The organism is Rathayibacter sp. Leaf299 (genome assembly GCF_001423055.1).
Taxonomy (GTDB): Bacteria; Actinomycetota; Actinomycetes; order Actinomycetales; family Microbacteriaceae; genus Rathayibacter; species Rathayibacter caricis.
Genome location: NZ_LMNT01000002.1, coordinates 478,686 through 503,687, shown reverse-complemented (window position 1 = coordinate 503,687; position 25,002 = coordinate 478,686). Strand labels below are relative to the sequence as shown.

Sequence of the window (25,002 nt, the reverse complement as noted above, 5' to 3'; positions counted from 1 at the left end):
CTGGGTGCCATGACATCGCAGTCCTCGACTCCCGCCTCACCCTTCCTCCGCCCCTTCGGGCCCTCCGGCGCCCAGGTCACGCGCCTCACCCTCGGCACGTCGTGGAAGCCCGAGCGCGTCCGCGACCTCGAGCGGGTGCCCGCCCTCGAACGCGTGCTCGACTCCTCCGCCGACCGCGCCGTCTCGGTGATCGACACCTCGAACGAGTACGCCCAGGGTCACAGCGAGCGCCTGATCGGCGAGGCCCTGCGGGCGCACGGCGGCGTGCCCGAGGGCGTCACCGTCGTCACGAAGCTCGACCGCGATCCCGAGACCGGCAGCTACTCGGGCGAGCGGATGCGGCGCAGCCTCGACGAGAGCCGCGAGCGCCTGGGCATGGACGTGCTCCCCCTCCTCTACCTGCACGACCCGGAGCGGATCTCGTACGAGGAGGCCTTCGCCGAGGACGGCCCCGTGCGCGCCCTCGTCGCGATGAAGGAGGCGGGAGTCGCGCTCTCGATCGGCATCTCGGGCGGACCGGCGCCGATGCTGCAGCACTACGTCGAGTCGGGGCTCTTCGACGCCGTCATCACCCACAACCGCTACACGCTGGTCGACCGCTCGTCGGACGAGCTGATCAACGTCTCGGTCGACCGCGGCGTCGTCGTGGTGAACGCGGCGGTCTACGGAGGAGGGGCGCTCGCGCGCTGGCCCCAGCCGGTCGAGACGTACGCCTACCGCCCCGCGCCGCCCGAGATCGTGCAGGCGGTCACCGAGATGGGCGAGGCGTGCGACCGCGCCGGCGTGCCGCTCCGTGCGGCCGCGCTGCAGTTCTCGACCCGCGACGAGCGGATCACGACCACCGTGGTCGGCGCCACGACCGCCGAGCACTTCGACGAGTTCGTCGCGGACGACGCGCTCGCGATCCCGGACTCGCTGTTCGAGGAGCTCGCGGCGCTGGCTCCCTCGAGCGCCGTCTGGCAGGAGGCGCCCGGCTCGACCTGGCCGAGCTGACGGCTCCCGGCATAATCCGCGGGCGGGAGCGGTTGTCCCCTGGATGACCACCGCTCCCGCTCTCTTCCAGCCCCTCACCCTCCGCTCCCGCACCGCCCGCAACCGCCTGTGGGCGGCTCCGATGTGCCAGTACTCGGTCGAGGCCCGCGACGGCGTGCCCACCACGTGGCACCTCGTGCACCTCGGCTCGATCGCCCGCGGAGGCGTGGGCGTGGTGATCGCCGAGGCCACGGGAGTGGTCCCGGAGGGGCGGATCAGCCCCTGGGACACCGGGCTCTGGAACGACGAGCAGCGCGACGCGTGGGCGCCGATCGTCGACTTCGTGCACGAGCAGGGCGCCCTCGCCGGGGTCCAGCTCGCCCACGCCGGCCGCAAGGCGTCGACGTACCGCGAGTGGAGCGGGCGCGGAACGGTGCCGGCGGAGGAGGGCGGCTGGAGCACGGTCGCTCCGTCCGCCGTGGCTTTCGAGGGCTACGCCGCGCCTCGGGCCCTCGCGGCGGACGAGCTGCCCGGCCTCGTGCAGGCGTTTTGCGACTCCGCTCGCCGCGCCGTCGAGGCGGGCTTCGACGTGATCGAGCTGCACGCCGCCCACGGCTACCTGCTGCACCAGTTCCTGTCGCCGCTGTCGAACCGGCGCCAGGACGAGTACGGCGGCTCCCTCGAGAACCGCGCGCGGCTCCTGCTCGAGATCGTGCGCGAGGTGCGCGCCGAGATCGGCGAGCTGCCGCTGCTCGTGCGCTTCTCGGCGACCGACTGGGCCGAGGGCGGCTGGGACCTCGACGAGACCGTCGTGGTCGCCGACTGGGCGAGGGAGGCGGGGGCCGACCTCTTCGACGTCTCGACCGGCGGCCTGGTCCGCGGCACCGAGATCCCGGTCGCCCCGCTCTACCAGGTGCCGTTCGCGAGCGCGGTGCGCCGGGCGACCGGTGCGCCGGTGGGAGCGGTGGGCCTGATCACGACGGCGGAGCAGGCCGAGGGCGTGCTCGCGGCGGGCGAGGCCGACGTGGTGCTGCTCGCCCGGGAACTGCTCCGCGACCCGCACGCCGCCTCGCGCATGGCGCAGGAGCTGGGGGCGGACCTCGGCTCCGTCGTGCCGCCGCAGTACGCGCGCGCCTGGCGCTGAGGGCTCAGTGATCCCCGGGCGCGGAAACGCGAGATGCCACTCGCGTCTGCAACACGCCGTCAGGCGTGGGCACGAGTGGCATCTCGCGGGGTGGTGACCCGGATGGGTCCTAAGACTCGTCCTCGGCGGGGGCGTCCTCTTCGGGGTTGAAGTGGGAGTCGCCCGAGACGCCGACGGCGAGGCCGGACTCGGAGTCGGGGATGGTGCCCTCGTCGCCGAGGCCGCCGTCCTTCTTCTCACCCTCGGAGTCGTTGAGGGTCGTGCCGTTGTCGGACACGGCTCAGGCCTCGACGTCGCCGCGCCAGGCGCCGTCCGGGGTGCCCTTGGACTCGATGTACTCCTTGAAGTTCTTCAGGTCCTTCTTGACCGCGTGGCTGCCGGCGCCGACGAGCGAGCCGATCGACTCGAGGAAGCCCTTGGGCTCCCAGTCCAGCTGCACGGTGACGCGGGTCTCGGAGTCCGAGAGCTTGTGGAAGGTGACGACACCAGCGTGGTCGGTCTCGCCTCCGGTGCTGTTCCACGCGACGCGCTCGTCGGGGTGCTGCTCGGTGATGTTGGCCTCGAACTCGCGCTCGACGGGGCCGACCTTCACCTTCCAGACGGTGAGGACGTCGGTGACCTGCTGGATCGACTCGACCTCGTCGAGGAACTTGGGGAACTCCTCGAACTGGGTCCACTGGTTGTAGGCGACGGACACGGGGACGTTGACGTCGACGGTCTCGATGATCTGCGGCACGGTGGTGCTCCTTGCTGTCTCACTCGGTGTGCGGCGGTCCGCTCTTGCGGCCGTCTTCCTCGACGTTAAGCGCGAGCCGCCTGGGAGCGCACCGGGTTGCGGGATGACCCGAACGTGATAGAAACCCGCTCCGGACCCCGCTCCCAGGAAGGCGGAGCGGAACTCCCAGGAACGGCCCGGGAGTCCCGCTCCGGTCTCAGACCAGCAGCTGGAGCGGGGTCGTCAGCGGGACGTCCTCGAGCGAGGTGCCGATGCGGATCGTGAAGGCGCCGGCCTCGTAGTCCCAGCCGTCGTTCCACGTCGCGAGCAGGCGCGTCGGCACGGTCACGGTGAGCTGAGCCGCCGCTCCCGCCTCGATCTGCGCGCTCTCGAACCCGACCAGCCAGCGCACCGGGCGCTCGACGGCGGAGTCGCGACGCTCGGCGTACGCCTGCAGCACGATCTTGCCCGCGCGCTCCCCCGTGTTGACCACGTCGACGAGCAGCTCGGCGTCCTCGCCGGCGCGGGTCGGCGCGAGCGGGGCGACCGAGACGAGGTCGAAGGAGGTGTAGCCCAGACCGTGGCCGAAGCCGTAGGCCGGCTCGACCTCGCTCCGGAGCCACGCGCGGTAGCCGATGTGGATGCCCTCGTCGTAGTGCAGCTCGCCGTCGGTGGGGAGCGTCGACAGCACGGGGACGTCCTCGATCGCGGCCGGCCAGGTCGTGGGGAGGCGTCCGCCCGGCTCCACGGCGCCGAGCAGGACGTCGGCGACCGCGTCGCCCATCTCCTGGCCGCCGAAGTAGCCGACGAGCACGGCGGCGACCTCGTCGCGCCAGGGCAGCAGCACGGGCGATCCGGAGTTGACGACGACGACCGTGCGCGGGTTCGCCGCGGCGACGGCGCGCACCAGGGCGTCCTGCTCGCCCGGGAGGTCCAGCGAGCTGCGGTCGTAGCCCTCGGACTCGACGGCGGAGTTGGTGCCGACGACCACGAGGGCGACGTCGGCGTCGCGGGCGAGCGCCACCGCCTCCTCGATCAGCTGCTCGGCCGGGGTGTCCTCGGGCTCGATGCCGTAGGTGAAGCCGAGGGCGCCCTCGAGCTCGCCGTCGGTGTGCACGATGTCGTACTCGATGCGGATGTCGACGGGCGTGCCGGCGGTGACCTGCAGCGGGCCCGAGACCGACGGCGGCGCCAGGAGCGCGGCTCCGAGGTCGGCGCCGACCGGGGCGAGGGTCTCCTCGAGGAACAGGTCGCCGTCGACGAAGATCCGCGCGGTGCCCACGACCGCGAAGCCCAGGCGCACGGTCGCGTCGGCCTCGGGGGTCAGCACCGTGGAGAACTCGACGCGAGCGGACGCCGCGATCGGCGCGCTGCCGCCGAACCAGACGAGCGCGGTGGCGCGGCGGTCCTCGACGAACAGCTCGGATCCCTCCGCGTCGAGGAAGCGCACGCGCTGGCCGGGCTCGCCCGTGGCGGGGTTCGTGATGGTCTCGAGCGCGAGGGGCGCGACTCCGTCCTGCACGACCGCGCCGAGCGCGTAGTCGACGCGGGCGCCGGGGAGGGCGTTCCGGACGCCGTCGAGCGGAGTGACGACCTTCTCGGGCAGCACCGTCGCGGATCCGCCGCCCTGCGTGCGGGCATCACGGGCGTTGTGGCCGATGACGGCGACGGAGGTGAGGGCGGAGGCGTCCCACGGCAGCTCCCCCGTGTTGCGCAGCAGCACGCTGCCGGCCGCGGCGGCCTCGCGGGCGAACGCGCGGCCGTCCTCGACGAGGACCGGCTCGGCGACGGCGGGCTCGAAGCCCTCGAGCGCGCCGACGCGGGCGGCGAGGCGGAGGATGCGGCGCACCTTGCGGTCGATCACCGACTCCTCGATCTCTCCCGCGCGCACCGCGGAGACCAGCGCGGCTCCCCAGGGCCCGTCGGGGCCGGGCATGACGAGGTCCTGCGCCGCGCGGGCGCTGTCGACGGAGCGCACCGCGGTCCAGTCGCTGATGACGACGCCGTCGAAGCCCCACTCGCTGTTGAGCGGGGTCTCGAGCAGGTCGTTCTCGGTGGCGGTCGTGCCGTTGATCGAGTTGTAGGAGCTCATCACGAGCCAGGCGCGGGTCTCGACGATCGCGCGCTCGAAGGCGAGGAGGTAGAGCTCGCGCAGCGCGCGGTCGCCCACGCGCACGTCGACGGTGAAGCGGTCGGTCTCGGAGTCGTTGGCGATGTAGTGCTTCGGAGTCGCTCCGACGCCGTTCTCCTGCACGCCGCTCACGTAGGCCGCGGCCAGATCGGCCGTGAGGACCGGGTCCTCACTGAAGCCCTCGAAGTGGCGGCCGCCCAGCGGCGAGCGGTGCAGGTTGATGGTCGGGCCCAGGACGACGTCGACGTCCTTGCGGCGGGCCTCGACCGCGGCGGCGGCTCCGTAGCGCTTCGCGATCGAGCGGTCCCAGGAGGAGGACAGCGCCGTCGCCGAGGGCAGGTTCAGCGAGGGCGAGCGCTCGTCCCAGACCTCGCCGCGCACGCCCGAGGGGCCGTCCGAGACGAGCATGCGGCGCAGGCCGATCTTCTCGATCGGCCAGGTGGTCCAGAAGTCGCGGCCGGTGAGCAGCTGCACCTTCTCCTCGAGGGTGAGTCGGCCGAGGAGCTCGGTGAAGCGGGCGTCGGCGTCGGGGCCCTCGGCGCTGAGGCGCGGGGCGGTGCCGGAGGAGAGGGCGGTGCCGGTCGGAGAGGCGGTGGAGCTGTCGGTCACGAGGGGTCTCTTTCTACGCTGAAGGGGGCGGCGGACGACCGTCCCAGAAAACCTAGCACCGCTCGGTTTACCAGGGAAGGGCGCGGAGGGACCGTGCAGGATGTCGGAGTGGGTGGTTCCGCCAGGGCACCCCTGGGGCTTTGACGGAGAAACCACGAGGAGTTAGGTTTCTCGGACCGCGTACCAGCGCATCCCGCATCGACCGTCCGCCCCTCACCACCGCACCGAAGCGCCAGGAGGCACACGTTGGCACTCCCCACTTCTCCTCCGCGGCGACCGCGCGGCCAGTACGCGAAGACCGCCGCCCGGCGTGCCGAGATCGTCGCCGCCGGGCTCGAGGTGTTCTCGGCGAGCGGGTACCACGCCGCATCCCTCCGCGAGATCGCCGAGAAGGTCGGGCTCAGCCAGGCCGGCGTGCTGCACCACTTCGCGAACAAGTGGGAGCTGCTCTCGGCCGTGCTGGCCCTGCGGGACGACAGGTCGATCGCGCGGGTGCCGAACGGCGGGACGATCCCGGGGGTGGACACCGTGCGCGCCCTCGTCGACCTCGTGGCGTACAACACGTGCATCCCCGGACTCATCGAGCTGCAGTGCGCCCTCTCGGCGGAGGCGACGCACGCCGACCACCCGGCGCACGGGTACTTCGCCGAGCGGTACCGCGTGATCATCGACCTGTTCACCGACGCGTTCGGCGACATGCTCACCCGCGGCCAGCTCCTCCCCGGTGTCGACCCGCGCAGCGCGGCGATCCGAACGATCGCGACGATGGACGGGCTGCAGGTGCAGTGGCTGCTCCAGCGCGACTCGCTCGACATGCAGGCGGAGTTCCGGAGTGCGGTGCAGGCGCTGTGCACGGTGGAGATCTGAGGGGCGCGACGGGGTGAGGGGCTCGGGGTCCTGAGGAACTCGGGCTCGGTGGGGCGCGATGGCGGAACTCGGAAGAAGGCGCGCTGGAGGATCCGCAGGTCGGCTCCGGCCGTTCGCCCCCGCACTCAGAACGGCACCTTCTCGCGACTCGACGGGAGTGGCCGCGGCAGCAGTGGCCCAGAAAGCGGTGGCCCCGACGGCGGCGACCCCGGCAGCGGTGGCCCCGGCGGTTCCACTGTCAGCACTCGTCCCGCAGGGCTGCGCCAGCGGACGCCGCCGTCGCCGAGGTTCTCGGGACTCCATGTGCTGAGGTGCCGGAGTCGGTGGTGGGACGCGCAGAGGTGGGCGAGGTTCGCGGCGTCGGTCGCGCCTCCGTGCTGCCACGGGACCGTGTGGTCGAGGTCGGCGGTGCGCGCCGTGCGTAGGCACCCCGGGAACCGGCAGGTCTCGTCGCGGTGAGCGAGCGCCTTGCGCAGTTCGGCGGGTGGACGGTAGCTGCGTCGGCCGACGCCCAGCGTCGCTCCGGTGTGCGGATCCGTGAGGATCCGGGTGAGGCTCGGGGCGGAGGCAGCGAGCTCGCGCGCCGTCTGGGCGTCGACCGGCCCGTAGCCGTCGAGGATCGCGGGCTCGTCGGAGCGACCGAGGAGAGTGAGGACCGGCACGGTGACGGCGACCACGGCGCGGATGCCGCGCGGGACGGCGGCGCGAGGGCGCTCGGCGAGCGGGTTCCGGGTGCCGTCCGGCTCCTCCGGAGCGGTCACGGTCTCGCCGTCGAGCAGCAGCGCCGTCGCCACATCGGCGCGGACCTGCCGGAGGTTCCGCACGTCGCGCTCGGCGGGCGTCGCTCCGGAGCCCGCCTCCCGGACCGAGCGGGCAGCACGATCGATCCGGTCGTAGGCGCCGAACGCGTCCTGAGCGGGCAGATAGAGGTGCAGCGTCGCCATCCCGTCGAGCTCGCCGTCGACCCAGACGGCGCGATCCTCCCGGCAGCGGCGGTGGCGCTCGCGCAGCGTCTCGGGGTGCAGCCGCTCGCGCAGCGCTCGGAGCCGACGCCGCAGCTGCGGAGGCGTGCACGACGCGGCGAGGACCGCCGCCTCCTCGTCGAACCGACCGCGTGCCTCCGGCGGCACGGTCGCCGCCTCGGCGACCACGACCCGCGCGTGCTCGGCGGCGCACGCCCCCTCCTTCAGGGCGGCGAGCGTCGCCGGCAGCTCGTTCACGAGGAGGCGGCTCTCCTCGACGAGGGCTCCGGCGTGCGCCTCGGACAGCCGGAACGACGTGGCGATCTCGGCGACGTGCGCACGGGCCGCCGCCTCGATCCGCTCGCCCCTGCCGAGCACGCCGGCGTCGACCAGCGCCTCCGGCACCGCCATCGCCAGGCGCCGCGACAGCTCGATCAGCTCGGCCTGCTCACCGTCGATCCGCCCCCGGAACCGCCGCAGCGCCCCAGCCGCATCGATGGCGCCGCCGTACGCCTCCTCGAAGCACGCGTTCACCGAGGGAACGCCCTCGGAGGGTGCTGTGTACGGGTCGATCGTAGCCATACACGGATGATGCCAGCGACCACCGACATTCGAACACGAGTTCGGCTCATCTGCGGAGAAGACAACATAGTCGCGCCCTGTTCAGGACCACGCAATTCCACTCGGAGGATTTCCCGCCTGCGTCGCATCGGCCTTACTCTCAGGCTTTCGAGAGAACGAGGTCCTTCGTGAAGCTTTCCCGCGTCGCTACGCTTCTGGTTGCAGGCACAGCCGCACTTGCACTGGTCGGATGCACCGCGGACGCTCCCGCCGACACGGGGTCCGAGGCCACTGCCGTCACCTCGACCGCATCGCCCGTCGCAGCGACTCCCGCTGCAGAGCCGACCTCGCCACCCGAGTCCGGGACACGCGCGAACCCGACTTCGGTGAACGTGCCGGTGAAGTACGCCGAGGATTCGATATGGACGTTCTCCGTCGGCGCCACCGACGCGGACGCGCAACCCGAGATCGCGGCGGAGAACGAGTACAACGAGCAGCCCGCCACCGCCCGTACCTATGTGACGGCGCCGGTCCACGTGTCCATCGAAGACCCGGAGGCGGCAGTGGACGGCGCCGACCCGTGGTCGTCGTTCATGATCGAGTACGTCACGGCCGCCGGCAACAGTTTCGACGCGACGTCCTGCAACGTGGTGCTACCGGCCCCGGGCGCGCTCTCGGACGTAGGAACGATGTACGGCGGTGCGGAGGTGGATCTCCTCGCGTGCGCTCAGGCTCCGATCAACGACATCCCCGGCGGCACGTGGCGAATCTCCTCGCTCGTCGACTCCGGAGCTTTCACGTTCTTCGTCGGAGCCTGACGCTGCCCCCTCGCCCTCCCCTACTTCTGCACGTCCCCGCCCAGCTGCCCGATCGCCGGCAGCGGCCCGCCGTCGTCAGCGCCCGTCCGGCGCCAGCGCGCGATCGCGTTGCCCAGGTGGTAGATCACCAGCGCCGCTCCCGCTCCGAGCACGATGCCGCCGAGCTCGAAGCCGCCCGACGAGAAGCGGAAGCCCGCGATCGCGATGACCAGGGCGACGGCGCCCGTGTACTGGTTGACCGGGCGCGAGAAGTCGACTCGGTTGTCGACCCAGATCTTGATGCCGATGACTCCGATGAGGCCGTAGAGAGCGGTGGTCGCGCCGCCGAGGACGCCCGCGGGGATGGAGTTGAAGACCGCGCCGACCTTGGGCGAGAGGCTGAGAAGCACGGCGGTGACGCCGGCGACCCAGTACGCGGCGGTCGAGTAGACGCGCGTGGCGGCCATCACTCCGATGTTCTCGCCGTAGGTCGTGGTGCCCGAGCCGCCGAACGTGCCCGAGACCGCGGTCGCGACGCCGTCGGCGATCAGCGCGCGGCCGGTGTGAGCGTTGACGGAGGAGTCGGTCATGGTCGCGACGCCGCGCACGTGGCCGACGTTCTCGGCGATGAGGACGAGCACGACGGGGAGGAACATCGCGATGCCCGACCACGTCGATCCGGACGCGAAGTCGGGGAAGGAGAAGGGCGGCAGGCCGATCCAGGCGGCGTCGCCGACCGCGGAGTAGTCGATCTCGTCACGCAGCAGCGCCACGACGTAGCCGATCACGACGCCGACGAAGATCGAGACGCGGCCGAGGAAGCCGCGGAAGAACACTCCGCCGAGGACGATCGCGGCGAGCGTGACGGTCGCCGTGATGGGCGCCTTCTCGAAGCTGTCCCAGGCGGCGGGAGCGAGGTTGAAGCCGATCAGGGCCACGATCGCGCCCGACACCACCGGGGGCATCAGGCGGTCGATCCAGCCGAGGCCGACGAACTGCACCAGGACCCCGACCGCGGCGAGCAGGAGGCCGACGGCGACGATCCCGGCGAGCGCCGACCCGGTTCCGCCGACGGCGGTCGCGGCGGTGACGGGAGCGATGAACGCGAAGCTCGACCCGAGGTAGCTGGGCAGCTTGTTGCGCGTGATCAGGAGGAAGAGGAGCGTGCCGACACCCGAGAAGAGCAGGGTCGTGGCGACGGGGAAGCCGGTGAGGACGGGGACGAGGAACGTCGCTCCGAACATGGCGACGACGTGCTGGATGCCGATCGCGATCGTCGCGGGCCAGCTGAGCCGCTCGTCGGGGGCGACGACGGCGCCGGGCTCGACGGTGCGGCCGTCTCCGTGCAGGGACCAGGTGGGCATGAGGCTCCTCGGGCGGGAAGAAGGGGGCGGGGCGGGCGGATCGCCGGGGTACAGGCTAGCGAGCGGGCTCCCCCGCGCGGGTGACGACTCCGCCGGTCCGCCTCCGTAGGCTCGCGGGATGCTTTACGGACTCGTCGGATGGCACATCGCGATCATCCTGCTCGTGCTCTCGCCGGTGATCGTGCTCGCGATCGCCGTGCCGGTCTCGTACGCGCAGGGGCGGGCGCGGAGGGACGCGGGGCTGGTCACCGATCCGGCCGTGGAGCCGATGGCGATCGCCGGGTTCGTGCTCGCGTTCCTGGTGGGACCCGCGGCGGTCGTCTGCGGGCTGCTCGGCCGGTCCCAAGTCCGCCGGTCGGGGCGCGCGGGCTGGGGGTTCGCGACCTACGCCGTATTCGTGGGCTGGCTCCTGACCGCGATCCAGGTGGTCGCGGTGATCGGGACGCTGACGACGTAGAAGGCGCGCGCCTACAGGAAGAACAGCACCATCAGCACGTACGGCGCCAGCACCTGCGCCGCGCCCACGACCAGCGCGGCCGTCCCGAGCACGAAGTCGAGCAGGCTCGCGCGGGCCCTGCGGAGCGACGGCTCGGCGCGCAGCTGCTCCCGCGACGAGCGGGCGAGAAGGACCGCCACGAGACCCGCGGCCGCGGACAGCAGCGGAACCGGGAACGCGACGAGCGCGACCAGGCCGAGAGTGGAGCTCGCCACCGCGGCGGGCGCTACCGGGCGGGCGGAAGCCGGGCGTCCGTCGTGATCCATGCCACCAGCCTCCCGCGCCCCGGCCCCGATCGCCACCGGCCCCTCGAGACCCCGGATGTGCGATCCGGCGCGCGAGGGGCGACCATGAGGTCATGCAGGATCCTCTCGCCGACCCCGAACGGTTCGCCGTGCTCGCCGCCACGGTCGCCGACCCGGTCCGCCGCTACCTGTGGCGCCGCGCCGACGCCGGCACCGCCGACGACGTCCTCGCGCAGACGATCACCGTGCTGCGCGAGCGGAGGATCGCCCCGCCCGATCCGGTCGCCCAGGCGCTCGCGATCGCCCGCGCCCTGCTGCGGAACGCGCTCCGCGGTCAGCGCCGGCAGTCCCTCCTCTCGCAGCGGCTCGCGCTGGTCGAACCGCCGCAGCTGCAGACCGACGAGGAGTCACGGCGGCTGCACGACCGGGTGCGGCTGGCCCTCTCGCGCGTGGCGGAATCGGATGCGGAGCCCCTCCGCCTGTGGGCGTGGGACGGTCTCGACGCGCACGCGATCGGCATCGTGCTCGGCATGCCCGAGGAGGACGCGACGGACCGGCTCGAGCGCGGGCGCCGCAGGATCGGGCAGGAGCTCCTGCGGGGATCGCCCGAGAGGGACGGCGATCTGCGCGCGCTCCTCCGCGCGATCGATCCGGCTGCGAGCCTGCCTCCGCTCTCGGATCGCGAGCTGGCCGTGGTCCTCTCGGGCACCGACCGCGACGACGCCCCGCCGCGCCGCCGCTCGCCCTGGCTGATCGCGGGAGTGGGCGCGCTCGCCGTCGCGGCCATCGCCTCCCTCCTCCTGCCGCTCGCGTTCGCCCTGGCCACGTCGTCGGCACGGCTGTCAGGAGCGACGAACGGCTGCCCCGCGGATCCGGCGGAGGCGCTCGCCTCGGCGCAGGTCGCGTTCCGGGCCGAGGTGCGCTCGATCGACGACGGCACGGTCGAGCTGAGGGTGCTCGAGCGGTTCGCCGGGGAGGTCGGCGACAGCGTCACCGTGACGCAGGGCCGGGGCGTCACCTGGCAGACGGGGACCGACTACCTGCTCGCAGCCGACGAGAACGCGCTGCTGGGCTGCGGACTGACGGGGCCGAGCTCGCCGGAGCTGACCGGGTTGTACGAGGACGTGTTCGGGGCGGGGACAGGCGGGGCCTGAGGGGCGCTGCTCCTGCAGAAATAAGGCTGAGAGGGTCGATCCGGCGAGATCGGGGCGACTCGCGGCGCTCAGCCTTATCTGTGCAGGACTTCGGGCGCTGACAGGGCGGGTGAAGGCTCTTGCGGGGCCCCGCTACGAGCTGGCAGTATCGAATGTCGATACGAATCGCTCGATCTTCGATACGCAGCACCTTCCGGAGGACCCCGATGCCCCGCTCACTCCTCGTCGCACTCCGAGCCCTGCTCGCCGTGCTGCTGCTCGGCTGCGTCGTCGTGCAGGTCGCCGTCGGCCCGGTCGCCGCGACCGCGCTCGACGGCGGTCCGATCGACGGGGTGCTCGTCGCCGTCCTCGTCGCGGGCGTCCTCTGCGTCGAGGCCGTGCTCGTCGCGGTCTGGCGGCTGGTGTCGCTGGTGCGCGACGACGCGCTCTTCGCCGGCGATCACCGCTCCGATCTGTGGGTCGACCTCGCGATCGGCGCGTTCCTGTTCGGAGCCGTCCTGGCGGCGGGCGGCGCGGTCGCGGTCCTCGCTGTGGTCCCCGCTCCGATCCCCGCGCTCGCCTTCGGACTGGTCGCGGTGTCGAGCGCGACGCTGGGCCTCCTCGTCATGGTGATGCGGCGCCTCCTGCACCTCGCGGTCGAGCAGCGCAGCGAGCTGGCGGAGATCGTCTGATGGCGATCGTGCTGCAGCTGGACGTCGAGCTCGCCAAGCGGAAGATGTCGGTGACCGAGCTGGCCTCGGCGATCGGCATCACGACGGCGAACGTCTCGATCCTCAAGAACGGGCGGGCGAAGGCGATCCGCTTCTCGACGCTCGACGCGATCTGCTCGGTGCTCGGCTGCCAGCCGGGCGACATCCTGACGTTCGTCCCGGAGGAACTCCCCGTTCCCGAGGCCGCGCGGTGACCCGGAGCGAGCGGCGCGCGGTCGCGATCCTGCTCGGGGCGGTCGGCGCCGCCCTGCTCGTGGGCTGGGCCCTCGTGACGAGCGGAGTGCTCGCAGCGCTTCTCGACCGCGGCTGAAGGCAGCGACGGGCCTGATGGGCCGAGATCGAAACCGGTCGGAAACGGATCCGCAACACGCGACCCGAAGACTGGGGAGGTTCCAAGCCTCTTCCCACTCGATCCGAAGGTCCTCGCTTGTCCCACTCCTCCTTCCGGAGGGTCGCCCGACTCTCCGCCGCCGTCTCCCTCTGCTCGGGCCTCGCGCTCGGCGCCGCCATCACCGCCCCCGCCGCCGTCGGTGCGACGGCCCCCGCGTCCGCCCCCGCGGTCGTCGATCTCAGCATCACCGACGCCCTCGCCCTCCTCGAGTCCGGAGCGACCACATCGGTCGCCCTGACGCAGCAGTACCTCGACCGCATCGCGGCGTACGACGACCCGTACGGCGACCAGCCCGGACTCGCCGCCGTGATCCTCGCCAACCCCGACGCCCTCGACACGGCCGCCGAGCTCGACGCCGAGCGTGCCGAGGGCACGATCCGCGGACCGCTGCACGGCATCCCGATCCTGGTGAAGGACAACTACGCCACGTTCGACATGCCCACGACCGCCGGCAGCGCCTCGCTGCACACGTACCAGACGAAGCTCGACTCGACCGCGGTCGAGCGCCTGCGCGACGCCGGAGCGATCATCCTCGCGAAGACGAACATGGCCGAGTTCGCGTGGCACGGCACCTACACGCTGAGCTCCGAGCGCGGCCGCACCACCAACCCCTACAACCAGGCGAACAGCGCCAGCGGGTCGAGCGGAGGAACGGGCGCGGCCGTCGCGGCCGGCTACGCCCCCGCGGGCCTCGGCACCGACTCCTGCGGCTCGATCGTCGGGCCGAGCGCCCACCAGAGCCTCGTCGGCTACCGCCCGACCATGGGACTCACGAGCGTCACCGGCATCGTGCCGCTGTCGCTCCGCCAGGACGTGTCGGGGCCGATGACGACGACCGTGACGGATGCCGCGCTGCTGATGGAGGTGCTCGCCGGCGTCGACCCGACCGACCCGCAGACCGTGATCGCCGCGGAGCAGGACACCGACTCGTACGTCGAGGGCCTCAGCGACACCGCGCTCGAGGGCAAGCGGATCGGCTACGTGCGCTGGGACTACGAGGAGGACCCGGCGCGTCCGGGCCTCGCCGAGACGACCGCGCTGGTCGACCAGGCGGTCCGCGATCTGGCCGCGCAGGGCGCCGAGATCGTGCCCGTGCCCGACTTCACCCGCGAGTTCGTCTCGGGGACGCTGAAGAGCGGCGGCTGGATCGACATGCGCCCGAGCATCGACTCGTTCTTCGCCTCGACGGACGCGACCTGGCCCGAGGGCCTCGCCGCACTCACCGAGCCGGCCGATGCGCTCACCTTCTCGGACGTCATCGCCGACGGGAAGACGTCGCTGCTCCCCGGCGACGTCGAGTACTTCCAGAGCAACGAGGACATCCCGAACCCCGCCTACGACGCGGCGGTCGCCGAGCAGGAGGCCGGCAAGATCGCGATGGACCAGTACTTCGTCGACCACGACCTCGACGCCCTCGCCATGCCGACGAGCGCGACGTCCGCGACTCCGGAGTGGGCGGGCACGACGTTCTGCGATGTGGGAGCGAACACGGGCATCCCGACGGTCTCGCTGCCCGCCGGGTTCACCTCGACCGGAGCGGCCGCGGGTCTCGAGCTGGCCGCCCCGCGCAGCCAGGACGCGGCGCTGCTGGCGATGTCGTACGACTACGAGCAGGCGACGCTGCACCGCGTGGCGCCGGCGTCGACTCCGGAGCTGGTGGCGGCGGAGCCGACGCCGGAGCCGACCGTGACGCCGACGGCTGAGCCGACCGCGACGCCTGTGCCGACCGTCGCGCCCACCGCCGAGCCGACCGCGGCGCCGACCGCGGCGCCGACCACGACCGCGGCTCCCGTCGCTCCCGTGCCGTCCTCCACTCCGAGGCCCGGCACCGCGAAGCCCGCTGCGGCGCTCGCGCACACCGGAGCGGAGGGGACGACCGGTCTCGCCGCCCTCGCCTTCGCCCTCGTGGCGGGAGGAGGAGCGGTGCTCGCCCTGACCAGGCGCCGCCGCCCGAGCGAGCAGTAGGACGGACGCCGGAGCGGGGTCGACGCGAGTCGGCCCCGCTTCTGCGTGCAGAACATCGGCCCGTGAGGGTGTCGGACGGCTGACAGCCGAGAGACCCCCTCACTGGCTGATGTTCCGCGTGAGCTACGCCGCCACCGCGCTCTCGGCCGGCCGCACCACGACCCGCGGAGCCCAGCCCAGCAGGATCGCGGCCGCCGCGAACGACAGCTGGCCGACGATCGCGAGCGCCGCCGAGACGACCGAGCCGTCGCCGCCGGAGGTGTAGAAGGTGTCGGCGATCGACATGCCGATGCCGAATCCGGTGAAGAAACGGCAGAAGATCGCCGCGCCGACGAGCGCGAGCATCGCGATCGCGAGGCGTCGAGGAGTGAGCGGGCCACCTGCGCGATGCACGGCCAGCGCGGTGATGAGCAAGGTCGGCACCGTCCAGAAGACCACCCAGACCACGAGCGCGACGAGCGTGGGCTGCAGCGAGAACCCGTCGCGCTCGGCCATCAGCGCGTAGATCGTCGAGAGCTCGGTGCCGGGCACCTTGGCGAGCGGGTTCCAGACGAGCAGGTCGATCGAACCGAGCACGATGACGGCGAGCATCAGCGCGGCACCGGCGACCGCGACCGGGACACGCTGCCTCCGGGTCGGGACGCGGTGCTCGAGAGCGACCGGTCGCGTGCCTCCGATGACGGCGAGACCGGTCGCGAGGCCGGCGAGCACGATCACGAAGCCGAGCAGGGTCAGCCACCAGGGCGCCCCGGGGAGGAGGGTGCCGAGCACGACCGTCAGCGGCCCGACGACCGCCAGGAGCAGCGACACCCGGGCCGTGCGGGTCTCGGCCGAGCGGGCGGCTCCGATCAGGTGCGCGACTCCGACGACCCCCGCGAGAAGCGCGAGAGCGACGACGAGCCCACCGACCGCCCGCGTGGCGGCGACGACACCCTCCGGAGCGTTCTCGGGCACGATGCCGCCGGCGGTCAGAGAGAAGCCGATCAGCACGACCGAGGTGGCCGTCAGCAGCCCGAGCCCGCGGCGGGCGAGGCGGCGCGGGCGGAGGAACCGCGGCTCCCCCGAGTGCGCCGGCAGCGCTCGGTCGAGGGTGGCGCTGAGCACGAGGGCACCGAGCACGACGTCGCGGCGGGGCAGACCCGCCTCGGCGGCGCCGGCCGCATCGGCCCGCCACTCCTCGAGGTAGCGCTCACGGGCGAGAGGAGGGAGGAGGCGGGCGAGCAGGCGCAGCAGCAGGTCGATCACGCGCGGGCCTCCGCTCCGGAGAGACGGACGGCGGCCGGGGCGGACCGGCTTGCCTTGGATGCCTTCGCCACCGCTGCCGCGTCGAAGCGCTCGACCGCCGAGCGAGCGGCCTGCGCCCCGTCGCCCATCAGCTCGTACAGCCGCCGCCGCGGACCGCTGCGGTCGGTGTCCGGCTCCCACGACGAGGCCACCCAGCCCGCCCCCTCGAGCCGCTCGAGGATCGGGTAGACGCTGCCCGCCGGGCGTCCCGTGCGCTTGATGACGAGCATCCCCCAGACGGAGGCGCCGTCGTCGAGGAGGACGCGCAGCACGTCGACCGTGGCGGGCGTGAGGCGGGCGAGCGGGATCATGGCGCAAATCTAGCTATGTAGAGATGGCCCGGTCAATGCCACTGCTGGTTGACTGGCGGCATGACCCTGTACAACCCCGCCGTCTTCCCCGAGCCCGCTCCCGGCCCGTCGACGCCCCCGCCCGGGCGGAAGACCGGGAACGGACTCGGTCTCGCGTCCCTCATCATCGGCATCGTCGCGCTGATCGGCGCCGCGATCCCGATCGTGAACTACGTCTCGGGCTTCGTCGCCTTCGTGGGTCTGGTGCTCGCAGTGATCGCCCTGTTCCTGAAGAACCGGACCCGCAAGGCCGCGATCGCCGGCACGGCCTTGAACCTGGTGGCGCTGATCCTGTCGATCGTGCTCGCCGTGATCTACACGGCCGGCTTCGTCACCGGCGTCACGAACGCCGTCGAGGACGCCGAGTCGAGCCGCGCACCCCTCTCGCAGAGCACGGAACCGGCCGGCCCCACCCGGACCCTCCTCCTCGAGGTCACCGGCGACGCCCCCGACGCCTCCATCGGCTACGCCACCTCGAGCGACCTCGCCGACGGCACCGCGGCCGCCGCCGATCAGCCCCTCCCCTTCACGAAGGAGGTGCAGGTCCCCGCCGCTGGCGAGTTCGCCGTGCAGCTCCAGTCCCTCACCGCGACCACCGGCGCCGACGACACCGGCGCGATCACCTGCCGCATCACCCTCGACGGCGAGATCATCGCGGAGCAGACGAGCACCGGCGCGTTCGCGGCGGCGTTCTGCATGGGCACGTCGGAGTGACCCGCGCGAGACGAGTTGGACGCCTGTGTATAGCCAGAGCCGCCTTCACATGTCAGATTGAAACGTAATTCAGCTTTTTCGAACTGCGGTCAGCCAAGTACCAGTGCACGTACACTCCCGCGCTTCTAAGCCGTGAAAAGTCAGGCTGAAGGAGACGAAACTCGTCGAAGCGCGACGACAGATCGATGACGATTACATGGGCGGAGTCGTATCCGCGACTTGTGTAAACAGCCGCCTGCCCGATCGCCTTCGAAATCGACCCCGACATTCCAACGCCTCGAAGTATCTTAACTTCGAACGCTACATACCTTTGATCGAACTCTGCAACTTCCAAGTCGGGAAAAAAGGACCACCGAGATATGAGGGACGCCGAGGTCGGCATCCCCCCGTCTCCACGAACTATGAGGGTTGGTCTGTAAAGAGATGCGACCCAATTCTGAAGACGAGGGAGCAACTGCTCCTTCGTGAAGGTCACTTCGTTCGTCGAAGCATCAGGCGCAGAAGACTCGAGCGAACTACACCATTCCTGTGCCAAGATGGTGAGCTTCTCGCGCTCGCTCGGTGCAAGCATCAGTCGTCTAGCGGGGACGGGATGACTACGTCTCCTAGAAGCTGCTTCTTGACGGACGCTACATTCACATCGCTTTGCGTCATGGATGCCAAAAGCTTCTGGTAGAGAACCTTTGCTCCTGCTAGACCCGCAAGTCCCGGGAAAGATTCACGGGCGAGATCTACCTTGGCCGCTATAGTCGACAGGACCAAATCAAAATCTGACTGCTGAACCGATGACTTCTCGTAGGCAAGTTCGGTGATGACATCTCCGGCGAGTCGGCTGAAAGCTGTAAGTCCGATGGCTTGAAGAAGGACAAATCCATATCGATCTTGCCATGCAACCGGGTATGCTTTCTTCACTGCAACCCAATAGCGGTCGAGCAGGACGACGATCTGGAGAGCCTGCTCTTCTGTAACGACAGAATCGTCAGCAGAGGTCTCCGAACCGATTCCGAGAAAATCAACTTCAAGTCGAGGAGCTTCCCGCAGGGTCGTCATCACCGCGCCCTTAAGCGCATTGATTCGAATTGGGGGCACCTTTCCACTGACCGACTTAGGTCCCTTTGTGTTGCCGCCAAAGAAAACCTTACCCTCAAATGCGCGACCGCTTTCCGAGAGCTCGCGCGCCAACCAGAGCGCCCGCCCCGCTTCGCTCTGAAGCAAGTTAGACGAACCTTCCAGTCGCAGGCGGATTGTATCTAAGTGAGCGGTCTGCATGGGTTTTTGCGTACCATTAATGTCCCTGAAGAGGGCGCGCTCTTGATCGTCTGTAAGGCCTATGAACAGCGCAAATGGAACCACTGGGAATGTGTCGAGGTCGTCACCTTCCTCAGGTATTGCTTGGCTCAGACGATGATTGCCGTCCACCCGACTGATTCGGGGTAGTCCGCTCCCGTCAGACGCAATGAGATCGAGATCGATTCGCAAGTTAACCGGCCGCGGATCAAACTCGGCGGGGCTCGTTGAGATCAAATCGAGTTCACTAGAATCCTCATCGGCACTGAATACGGAAACGGCACTGCGGTCTCTTGCATTCAGGATGATTTCCGGAAATGCTCTCGGATCAGTATCAGCAGCGACAGTTGAAGACGAAACGGCATACTCTACCGCTTGAGTTGCGTGGGACTTCTCCAACAATCTTTGTGTACCAAGCGGGTTCAAAACCTGATCGTACACATCAGGACGGCTCACTGCGGCAAGCAGATCTAGCCGAGCAAAACCCCGAACCACGGACAGATTAAGATTGCCTCCTAGAATGCAATGTGCAATCTCAATTTCAGAGCCAAACCGCGAGACAGCATTTTGCTCACTCTTGGAGGTTCTTGTCGCCATTGATTTTTCCCCTTTTTACTCTCATTTGAAGGTCGAGCGCCGCCTCAGCCCGAGTATTTTTCAGCCGCTTGCCGGGTAGAACAACTAGCTCAAGCTGGTCCCCTCGATCCTCGGCTCGCGAGCTGATACTTCGCCTCATATTGATAGCACGGAGCTCAAGACCTCGCTCTTCGTAGAGCTTAATCATCGCCGGATGAGCAGCGTTGGTGAGAAGAAAGTCAACTTCTCGCTTTTTCAGATCCACGAGGTAGTCGGCGAGCCGGACATGATTGAGATATGTAAACTCTCGACCCGGCTCATAAAGCTGGCTACGCGACCCGGAAAAGTATGGCGGGTCAAGAAATACAAAGTCGCCTTCGCGTGCCGAGGTCAAAGTGCTCTCCCACGAATTTGCGCGCAGGTCAGAAGCTGACAATGCAACCGAGACTGCACGCAGATCTTCAGCACTGGGAAAGCCGAGGTCGTCTTTCAGTTGCCCATGAGGAACATTGAAGCCGCCACGTTGGTTGACGCGATATACGCCATTCCATCCAGCACGCATGAGGAAGATAAACCTTGCGGCATCCGGAGCAGGGCTCGCTGCATTGTGTGCTGTTCGCACATCAAAATACATTCGTCCGCGGTCCTCAGCTGAGCGGTACGCAGCTTCCAGCTGACGAAGCTGATCATTCACGCTTCGCCAGTCCCGTTTTACCTGCTGGTACGCGCGAACAAGGCGAAGATTCGCGTCCGAAAGATGACCGGTGAGCGGTGTGCTTCTCTGGCGCGCCACAAAGAAAAAGACAGAAAGGCCGCCTGCAAACGGTTCGTAGTAATCCCCCGTGAACTCCGGGATGAGATGCTGGTTATCCCATAGGAAACGCTGCTTTCCGCCAGCCCATTTAAAGAGCGGACCAGCGCGGTGCGCCCACTCCAACCACTCATTATCAGAAAAGATCGACTGTGCGGGACGTTCGGCCATGCGTGCCAACGGTAGACGGCCCTTTCCTCAGGTGCTCTGCGTGCTGAACTTCTGTGGAGTCCGTCGCACTTGCTGCGCTGTGGAGGACGACGCAGGTCCGGAAAGGCTACTCCATCTTCCACGCGAGGGGCAGGCACCCTCGACCATCGAGCTCGGCGCGTCTAGCTCACGGCCGAACCCGAACTCCCGCTGCCGGGGTGCTCCTGCTCCACCGTCCCTCCGTCCTTGCACGCAGGACCTAGACGACCGACGCGAGGGCAAAGCAGCGCCTGCCTGCTGGCGCTGCGCCACGCGGATTAGGAGCAGGTCGGTAACGGAGTCGTTGAGGAACTAAGATGGTCGCTTCTACGTGGCGGGAACCGTACGAATCCCCCCCCTCGGCGGGGCTCGTCGACGTTCCAGGAACGGGCGTCGAGCATCAGGACCCGGGGACACGTTGGCTCGCTTCCTCGCAGGAGAGTCGCAGTCTGCGCGCGTGCGCCTGTCTGTCAGAACCTGATCGGCGTCGTCGCTCATCGCCGACAGGAGGATCTCGTGCAAAGGAAGTACGGATCACCACCCCCACCAGGGGTCGATGATCCGCATCTCGTCGTAGGCCAACTTCAGCTACTTGCGGAACATGCGCGCCGTGGTCTCGAAGAGCCCCTTCACCGGGCGCTGCTGCTCGCCCTGCTGGGCGCCGAGGATGATGATGACCGAGGTCAGCACCGGGATCAGCCACTGGGTGGCCTTCTGCACGCGGAGGGCGGTCGTCAGCTCGGCCGAGTTCTGCGGCGCGGCCTCGGTGACTCCCTCTGCTCCCTCGTCGATGTGCTTGGCCTGAGTCGCTCCGGCGATCGCGGCGGTGACCGACGCGGCGCCGGCGAGACCGGTGACGACGGTCTTGATGATCGTGTTGGTGCGGCTCTCCTGCTGGTTCGCGAGGCGGGTCTTGTTCGCGAGGATCAGGCCGATGCCTCCGACGCCGTGGGCGATGATCGCGGCGAACTGCACCGGGCTCCAGCGGGCCCAGCCGACCGACGCGACGCGGAGGCGCTCGGACGGGTCGGAGGAGGTCGCGGCGGCTCCGTTCAGCCCGACGGCGCCCATGAGGGATCCGCCGAACCAGGCGGCGGCGCCGAGGTCGTGGAGGCTGCGGACGAGCGTGTTCCGTGACGGCATGCGTGTCTCTTCTCTTCTCAGTCGACAGGCGGGAGCTCTGGCCCCCGTATACGGGCGACGCTACGCGTGGGCGGGGGTGTGCGGTCGGGGCTTGACCTCTCCCCGCGCAGACGCTCTGGTAGGAGCACGAGGGCGCCGGGCGCCTGCGACAGGAGGAGCGACATGCCGGATCAGGACGAGCAGCGGAGCATTCGCGAGGACTTCCACGAGGCCGTGAACATGACGGCGAAGGAGATCGAGAGCTGGCTCGAGACCGACGAGTCGAAGGAGGTCGGCCAGAAGTCCGGCGGCGGCGAATCGGTCGGCCACCACAGCGGCCGCCGCATCATCGAGATCCTCGGCACGAAGCAGGCCGACCTCAGCGACGACGACTACGCCCACATGAAGAAGGTCGTCGGCTACGTGCACCGGCACTCGGCGCAGCGTCCGGACGGGGACGTGACGGAGACGAAGTGGCGGTACTCGCTGATGAACTGGGGGAACGACCCGCTGAAGAAGTGACGGATGCCCAGCCTGTCGGCGACCATGATCGTCGGATGCAGATTCTCGAGGTCGTGGCCGCTGTCATCACCGACGGGGATCGCATCCTCGCCTGCCGACGCAGGCCTGCGAAATCGGCTGGCGGTCTGTGGGAGTTCCCGGGCGGGAAGATCGAACCTGGGGAGACGCCTGAGCAGGCACTCGAGCGGGAAATAGCGGAAGAGCTCGGAGTCGTCGTCGCCGTAGGCGACCTGCTGACGGTCGACGACTCCGCGGTAGGCGCTCGCATCATCAGGTTGAGCTGCTGGTGGACGACTTTGCGCGGTGACCCGCCGTTGACGAGCACGGATCACGATGCGCTTCGCTGGCTGACTCGGGACGAGTTGCCTGCCCTCGAGTGGGCCACCCCGGATCTTCCTGCTGTGGCGAAGCTCACCGCAAACGACTAAGCCTCGATCAGCTCGAACTCCTCGCCCTGCCGCACGGCCGTAATGATGTTCAAGCTCGTGATGAGTTGCTGGAGGTCCGCCTCGGGGTGGCCAGGAAGCAGGATAACCGGAACAGCCGCGAGCCCCTTCTCGTTGGCGACATGGGCGTAGTCGAGGACCTGCCCGATTGCCGTTCGCACGTACGAGCGCGCGGTCGACTTCTTCGCCTCCACGATCCAGCCACTGGTCGTCACGTAGAGATCCGGCTCGATGCGCGAAGAACCAACGGGAAGTGTCAGTCGACTGGGAGGAGTTCCATTCCTCGTCAGCCATTCACCGAAGGCCGCTTGAAGCTCGAATTCGACACGGGAGACAACTCGCTCGTCGATCGGTGCTGACTCCTCTCCTGCCACGACGATGTCGGAATAGGCGGGAGCTGCCCACTCGCTGACGTGAGCATCGGCGGGCTTCGCACCACCGTAAGCGGGCAGCGTCGTGACGTCGGCATCGACCGGGAGCAGGTTGAAGATGATCCCCCGGCGCAACGTTCCCTCGTTGTCCGGGATGATCTCGTAGCGATAGGTCGGAAGGCCTGTTGTAAACGCTCCGATATACGTGACGCGGGTGTTCTGGACCGTCAAAAGCCGGATGATTCGACCATTCTTGGCCGCATCCCGGAGGGCAAGATTTCCGCGAAGGAACACCTGATCTCCCACCTGACCCTCACCCGTGTAGGAGTAGGAACCGTCCTCCCGCAGGCCTTCGAACCTGTCGTAGCCGTGCCGTGCGCCTTTCGCGGGATCAGTGAAGATGAAGATCTCACCGAGAGATCGCGGAGTGGAGATTCCGCCCTGCTGCTGGCCTCCATACGCTCGATGAACGGCGCGACGCAGCACCTGGTCACCGACGGAAAGGGAGAACCGTGGGATCTCGACTGGTTCCACCCGGAGGCGATCGCGAACAGCATCCGCTTGCTCATCGCTGAGTTCCCAGCGCGTCGTGCCGATGTCGAGAGTTCCGAAGAATTCTCGGAGAACGTCGCGAATTCGTTTCTGCGGAACTCCGAGCTCGAGTGATAGATCGGCCGGGGTGAGGGTGGGCATGAGCCCGACATTACGAAGAGCGGATTCGAACGCCGGCGAATATCGCTCGTGTTAGAACCACCATCCGCTCGACGAAGACGAGCATGCTTCGAATTACAGCTCGGCGAGCGTGAGGGGGGCCGTTTCCTGCTCAGCCTCCTTTGAACATCACGAGGCTGCCGGCTTGGTCCGAACGGTCACGCCAGGCGATCCCCGCCAGTACCGAATCGTTACCGAGAGAGCGCTCTCTTCCGGTCTATCCTGGCCAAGCACGCCGCGACGGCCCGCCTCCGCGACCAGCCGATCCTCCACTCGCCGATCACCGGCCCGCCGATCCCACTCACTGAGGAGTACCCATGCGATCGTCCCTGCACCGCCGTCTCACCCTTCCGGTCGCCGTTCTCGCGGCCGCCGGCCTCGCGCTCGCGGGCTGCTCGAGCAGCAGCGACCCGAACGACCCGAACGCGGGCGGCGGCTCCGGCGGCGGCTCTGTCGGCACCGCCGACGGGGTCGTGAACGTCTACGGCACCATCAACGGCGATGAGGCGACGCTCCTCGAGGAGTCCTGGGCGGACTGGGAGGAGGAGTCGGGCATCGACATCAAGTACACGGGCGACAAGGGCTTCGAGCAGCAGATCGGCATCAAGGTGCAGGGTGGCGACACTCCGGACCTCGCGATCTTCCCGCAGCCGGGGCTGCTGGCCGACACGGTGGCCTCGGGGAAGGTGAAGGAGCTGCCCGAGGGCGCCCTGACGAACGTCCAGAACAACTGGTCGGAGGACTGGCAGAAGTACGGCCAGGTCGACGGCACGCAGTACGGCGCTCCGCTGATGGCGAGCGTGAAGGGCTACGTCTGGTACTCCCCGGCGAAGTTCGCGGAGTGGGGCGTCTCGGTTCCGACGACCTGGGACGAGATGGAGGCGCTCGGGAAGACGATCGCCGAGAAGAGCGGCGGTCCCTCCTGGTGCGCCGGCTTCGCCTCCGATGCCGCGTCGGGCTGGCCGGGGTCTCGTCGATCAACTCGACCGCGTTCGGCGACGTCGCGCAGAACATCGCCAACGGCACCTGCGCGCTGACCCACCAGGCCTCCTTCTTCGAGGGCTTCATCATCGGCGCCGACGCGACGGTGGCCGAGGACGGCGACGTGTGGGCGTTCCTCACTCCGCCGATCAGCGCCGAGGACGACCAGGCCGTGACCGGCGGTGGCGAGTTCGTCGCCGCGTTCGCCGACGACGAGGACACCGCGAAGGTGCAGGAGTACCTCGCGAGTGCCGACTGGGCCAACAGCCGCGTCGCGCTCGGCGGAGTCATCTCGGCCAACAAGGGCCTCGACCCCGAGAACGCGAGCAGCGAGCTGCTGAAGGACTCGATCGCGATCCTGCAGAGCGAGGACACCACGTTCCGCTTCGACGCGTCCGACCTGATGCCCAAGGCCGTCGGCTCGGACAGCTTCTTCAAGGGGATCGTCGACTGGGTCGACGGGTCGAGCACGGACCAGGTCCTCGAGTCCATCCAGGCCGGGTACACCTCCTAGGAGGAGTCGCCGGCGCCAGGGAACCCCGGACCGTCGAGAGA

Annotated in this window: 26 protein-coding genes; 14 read left to right on the top strand and 12 right to left on the bottom strand. The window is 69.2% G+C overall.

Annotated features, from left to right (window positions below):
* Window positions 1–9: 9 nt before the first annotated feature.
* Together ASF48_RS09565 and ASF48_RS09560 are read left to right on the top strand one after the other, a co-directional pair.
* Entirely contained in the window at window positions 10–993 is a 984-nt protein-coding gene (locus ASF48_RS09565) for an aldo/keto reductase (RefSeq protein WP_055790296.1), read from the top strand.
* Between the two features lie 43 nt (window positions 994–1,036).
* Entirely contained in the window at window positions 1,037–2,116 is a 1,080-nt protein-coding gene (locus tag ASF48_RS09560) for an NADH:flavin oxidoreductase/NADH oxidase (RefSeq protein WP_055790293.1), read from the top strand.
* Window positions 2,117–2,225: 109 nt separating this feature from the next.
* On the opposite strand, the gene ASF48_RS19795 is transcribed toward ASF48_RS09560, so the two are convergent.
* The 3 genes from ASF48_RS19795 to ASF48_RS09550 form a co-directional block, all read right to left on the bottom strand.
* Complete coding sequence (locus ASF48_RS19795) at window positions 2,226–2,393, bottom strand: hypothetical protein (protein WP_170116286.1); 168 nt, start codon at window positions 2,391–2,393, stop codon at window positions 2,226–2,228.
* 3 nt (window positions 2,394–2,396) lie between these two features.
* A complete protein-coding gene (locus ASF48_RS09555; protein ID WP_055790290.1) occupies window positions 2,397–2,852 on the bottom strand; it encodes an SRPBCC family protein in 456 nt (151 codons plus the stop codon).
* Window positions 2,853–3,048: 196 nt separating this feature from the next.
* The gene (locus ASF48_RS09550) at window positions 3,049–5,370 is read right to left on the bottom strand and encodes a glycoside hydrolase family 3 protein (RefSeq protein WP_235577240.1); all 2,322 of its coding nucleotides are present in this window, start codon (window positions 5,368–5,370) and stop codon (window positions 3,049–3,051) included.
* A gap of 447 nt (window positions 5,371–5,817) precedes the next feature.
* On the opposite strand from ASF48_RS09550, the gene ASF48_RS09545 reads away from it, so the two are divergent.
* Window positions 5,818–6,438 carry a TetR/AcrR family transcriptional regulator gene (locus ASF48_RS09545; RefSeq protein WP_055790286.1) on the top strand — a complete coding sequence of 207 codons (621 nt, stop codon included), beginning with the start codon at window positions 5,818–5,820 and terminating at the stop codon, window positions 6,436–6,438.
* Between the two features lie 125 nt (window positions 6,439–6,563).
* On the opposite strand, the gene ASF48_RS09540 is transcribed toward ASF48_RS09545, so the two are convergent.
* Window positions 6,564–7,982 (bottom strand): HNH endonuclease signature motif containing protein, encoded by a 1,419-nt coding sequence (locus tag ASF48_RS09540; RefSeq protein ID WP_055790284.1) that lies wholly within the window; start codon window positions 7,980–7,982, stop codon window positions 6,564–6,566.
* A gap of 167 nt (window positions 7,983–8,149) precedes the next feature.
* Between ASF48_RS09540 and ASF48_RS09535 the strand changes: the two genes are divergently transcribed.
* Entirely contained in the window at window positions 8,150–8,779 is a 630-nt protein-coding gene (locus ASF48_RS09535; RefSeq protein ID WP_157603128.1) for a hypothetical protein, read from the top strand.
* A gap of 20 nt (window positions 8,780–8,799) precedes the next feature.
* Here ASF48_RS09535 and ASF48_RS09530 read toward each other — a convergent pair whose 3' ends face one another.
* On the bottom strand, window positions 8,800–10,122 hold the full coding sequence (locus ASF48_RS09530) for a uracil-xanthine permease family protein (protein WP_055790279.1): 1,323 nt from the start codon (window positions 10,120–10,122) through the stop codon (window positions 8,800–8,802).
* Window positions 10,123–10,240: 118 nt separating this feature from the next.
* On the opposite strand from ASF48_RS09530, the gene ASF48_RS09525 reads away from it, so the two are divergent.
* Window positions 10,241–10,579 (top strand): DUF4190 domain-containing protein, encoded by a 339-nt coding sequence (locus ASF48_RS09525; RefSeq protein WP_055790276.1) that lies wholly within the window; start codon window positions 10,241–10,243, stop codon window positions 10,577–10,579.
* A gap of 11 nt (window positions 10,580–10,590) precedes the next feature.
* Here ASF48_RS09525 and ASF48_RS09520 read toward each other — a convergent pair whose 3' ends face one another.
* Window positions 10,591–10,884, bottom strand: coding sequence for a hypothetical protein (locus ASF48_RS09520; protein ID WP_157603127.1), 294 nt, complete (start codon window positions 10,882–10,884; stop codon window positions 10,591–10,593).
* Window positions 10,885–10,976: 92 nt separating this feature from the next.
* On the opposite strand from ASF48_RS09520, the gene ASF48_RS09515 reads away from it, so the two are divergent.
* From ASF48_RS09515 to ASF48_RS09500, 4 genes are all read left to right on the top strand, one after another.
* On the top strand, window positions 10,977–12,017 hold the full coding sequence (locus ASF48_RS09515; RefSeq protein WP_055790271.1) for an RNA polymerase sigma factor: 1,041 nt from the start codon (window positions 10,977–10,979) through the stop codon (window positions 12,015–12,017).
* A gap of 206 nt (window positions 12,018–12,223) precedes the next feature.
* Window positions 12,224–12,688, top strand: coding sequence for a DUF2975 domain-containing protein (locus ASF48_RS09510; RefSeq protein WP_055790268.1), 465 nt, complete (start codon window positions 12,224–12,226; stop codon window positions 12,686–12,688).
* Window positions 12,688–12,921, top strand: coding sequence for a helix-turn-helix domain-containing protein (locus ASF48_RS09505; RefSeq protein WP_055790266.1), 234 nt, complete (start codon window positions 12,688–12,690; stop codon window positions 12,919–12,921). Before ASF48_RS09510 ends, ASF48_RS09505 begins: the two co-directional genes overlap by 1 nt.
* Window positions 12,922–13,154: 233 nt before the next feature.
* Window positions 13,155–15,083 carry an amidase family protein gene (locus ASF48_RS09500; RefSeq protein ID WP_055790263.1) on the top strand — a complete coding sequence of 643 codons (1,929 nt, stop codon included), beginning with the start codon at window positions 13,155–13,157 and terminating at the stop codon, window positions 15,081–15,083.
* 123 nt (window positions 15,084–15,206) lie between these two features.
* Here ASF48_RS09500 and ASF48_RS09495 read toward each other — a convergent pair whose 3' ends face one another.
* Together ASF48_RS09495 and ASF48_RS09490 are read right to left on the bottom strand one after the other, a co-directional pair.
* Window positions 15,207–16,328 (bottom strand): hypothetical protein, encoded by a 1,122-nt coding sequence (locus ASF48_RS09495; RefSeq protein ID WP_055790260.1) that lies wholly within the window; start codon window positions 16,326–16,328, stop codon window positions 15,207–15,209.
* Window positions 16,325–16,678, bottom strand: a complete 354-nt coding sequence (locus ASF48_RS09490) for a PadR family transcriptional regulator (protein WP_055790258.1) — start codon at window positions 16,676–16,678, stop codon at window positions 16,325–16,327. The genes ASF48_RS09495 and ASF48_RS09490 overlap by 4 nt, the downstream gene beginning before the upstream one ends.
* Before the next feature lie 60 nt (window positions 16,679–16,738).
* Between ASF48_RS09490 and ASF48_RS09485 the strand changes: the two genes are divergently transcribed.
* A complete protein-coding gene (locus ASF48_RS09485) occupies window positions 16,739–17,431 on the top strand; it encodes an MmpS family transport accessory protein (RefSeq protein ID WP_055790255.1) in 693 nt (230 codons plus the stop codon).
* 570 nt (window positions 17,432–18,001) lie between these two features.
* Here ASF48_RS09485 and ASF48_RS19415 read toward each other — a convergent pair.
* The 3 genes from ASF48_RS19415 to ASF48_RS09475 all read right to left on the bottom strand — a co-directional run bounded on the left by ASF48_RS19415 (window position 18,002) and on the right by ASF48_RS09475 (window position 21,437).
* A complete protein-coding gene (locus tag ASF48_RS19415; protein WP_157603126.1) occupies window positions 18,002–19,315 on the bottom strand; it encodes a DNA sulfur modification protein DndB in 1,314 nt (437 codons plus the stop codon).
* Window positions 19,290–20,276, bottom strand: a complete 987-nt coding sequence (locus ASF48_RS19010; protein ID WP_082481189.1) for a DNA adenine methylase — start codon at window positions 20,274–20,276, stop codon at window positions 19,290–19,292. The genes ASF48_RS19415 and ASF48_RS19010 overlap by 26 nt, the downstream gene beginning before the upstream one ends.
* Before the next feature lie 606 nt (window positions 20,277–20,882).
* Window positions 20,883–21,437 carry a hypothetical protein gene (locus tag ASF48_RS09475; protein WP_055790249.1) on the bottom strand — a complete coding sequence of 185 codons (555 nt, stop codon included), beginning with the start codon at window positions 21,435–21,437 and terminating at the stop codon, window positions 20,883–20,885.
* Between the two features lie 162 nt (window positions 21,438–21,599).
* Here ASF48_RS09475 and ASF48_RS09470 point away from each other — a divergent pair, with 162 nt between their 5' ends.
* Window positions 21,600–21,938 carry a DUF3140 domain-containing protein gene (locus tag ASF48_RS09470; protein ID WP_055790245.1) on the top strand — a complete coding sequence of 113 codons (339 nt, stop codon included), beginning with the start codon at window positions 21,600–21,602 and terminating at the stop codon, window positions 21,936–21,938.
* 35 nt (window positions 21,939–21,973) lie between these two features.
* The gene (locus ASF48_RS09465) at window positions 21,974–22,366 is read left to right on the top strand and encodes a (deoxy)nucleoside triphosphate pyrophosphohydrolase (protein ID WP_055790242.1); all 393 of its coding nucleotides are present in this window, start codon (window positions 21,974–21,976) and stop codon (window positions 22,364–22,366) included.
* Here the strand turns inward: ASF48_RS09465 and ASF48_RS09460 are convergent.
* Window positions 22,363–23,448 carry a hypothetical protein gene (locus ASF48_RS09460; protein WP_055790238.1) on the bottom strand — a complete coding sequence of 362 codons (1,086 nt, stop codon included), beginning with the start codon at window positions 23,446–23,448 and terminating at the stop codon, window positions 22,363–22,365. The genes ASF48_RS09465 and ASF48_RS09460 overlap by 4 nt on opposite strands.
* A 335-nt stretch (window positions 23,449–23,783) precedes the next feature.
* Between ASF48_RS09460 and ASF48_RS20070 the strand changes: the two genes are divergently transcribed.
* The gene (locus tag ASF48_RS20070; protein ID WP_327205440.1) at window positions 23,784–24,503 is read left to right on the top strand and encodes an ABC transporter substrate-binding protein; all 720 of its coding nucleotides are present in this window, start codon (window positions 23,784–23,786) and stop codon (window positions 24,501–24,503) included.
* Entirely contained in the window at window positions 24,392–24,961 is a 570-nt protein-coding gene (locus ASF48_RS20065; RefSeq protein WP_327205439.1) for a hypothetical protein, read from the top strand. Before ASF48_RS20070 ends, ASF48_RS20065 begins: the two co-directional genes overlap by 112 nt.
* The last annotated feature ends 41 nt before the right edge of the window (window positions 24,962–25,002 follow it).

Coding starts and splice junctions, on each gene's coding strand:
- ASF48_RS09565 (WP_055790296.1), top strand. CDS start 10: ATGACATCGCAGTCCTCGACTCCCGCCTCACCCTTCCTCCGCCCCTTC.
- ASF48_RS09560 (WP_055790293.1), top strand. CDS start 1,037: ATGACCACCGCTCCCGCTCTCTTCCAGCCCCTCACCCTCCGCTCCCGC.
- ASF48_RS09550 (WP_235577240.1), bottom strand. CDS start 5,370: ATGCTCGTCTCGGACGGCCCCTCGGGCGTGCGCGGCGAGGTCTGGGAC.
- ASF48_RS09540 (WP_055790284.1), bottom strand. CDS start 7,982: ATGGCTACGATCGACCCGTACACAGCACCCTCCGAGGGCGTTCCCTCG.
- ASF48_RS09530 (WP_055790279.1), bottom strand. CDS start 10,122: ATGCCCACCTGGTCCCTGCACGGAGACGGCCGCACCGTCGAGCCCGGC.
- ASF48_RS09525 (WP_055790276.1), top strand. CDS start 10,241: ATGCTTTACGGACTCGTCGGATGGCACATCGCGATCATCCTGCTCGTG.
- ASF48_RS09520 (WP_157603127.1), bottom strand. CDS start 10,884: ATGGATCACGACGGACGCCCGGCTTCCGCCCGCCCGGTAGCGCCCGCC.
- ASF48_RS09515 (WP_055790271.1), top strand. CDS start 10,977: ATGCAGGATCCTCTCGCCGACCCCGAACGGTTCGCCGTGCTCGCCGCC.
- ASF48_RS09510 (WP_055790268.1), top strand. CDS start 12,224: ATGCCCCGCTCACTCCTCGTCGCACTCCGAGCCCTGCTCGCCGTGCTG.
- ASF48_RS09505 (WP_055790266.1), top strand. CDS start 12,688: ATGGCGATCGTGCTGCAGCTGGACGTCGAGCTCGCCAAGCGGAAGATG.
- ASF48_RS09490 (WP_055790258.1), bottom strand. CDS start 16,678: ATGATCCCGCTCGCCCGCCTCACGCCCGCCACGGTCGACGTGCTGCGC.
- ASF48_RS09485 (WP_055790255.1), top strand. CDS start 16,739: ATGACCCTGTACAACCCCGCCGTCTTCCCCGAGCCCGCTCCCGGCCCG.
- ASF48_RS19415 (WP_157603126.1), bottom strand. CDS start 19,315: ATGGCGACAAGAACCTCCAAGAGTGAGCAAAATGCTGTCTCGCGGTTT.
- ASF48_RS19010 (WP_082481189.1), bottom strand. CDS start 20,276: ATGGCCGAACGTCCCGCACAGTCGATCTTTTCTGATAATGAGTGGTTG.
- ASF48_RS09475 (WP_055790249.1), bottom strand. CDS start 21,437: ATGCCGTCACGGAACACGCTCGTCCGCAGCCTCCACGACCTCGGCGCC.
- ASF48_RS09470 (WP_055790245.1), top strand. CDS start 21,600: ATGCCGGATCAGGACGAGCAGCGGAGCATTCGCGAGGACTTCCACGAG.
- ASF48_RS09465 (WP_055790242.1), top strand. CDS start 21,974: ATGCAGATTCTCGAGGTCGTGGCCGCTGTCATCACCGACGGGGATCGC.
- ASF48_RS09460 (WP_055790238.1), bottom strand. CDS start 23,448: ATGCCCACCCTCACCCCGGCCGATCTATCACTCGAGCTCGGAGTTCCG.
- ASF48_RS20070 (WP_327205440.1), top strand. CDS start 23,784: ATGCGATCGTCCCTGCACCGCCGTCTCACCCTTCCGGTCGCCGTTCTC.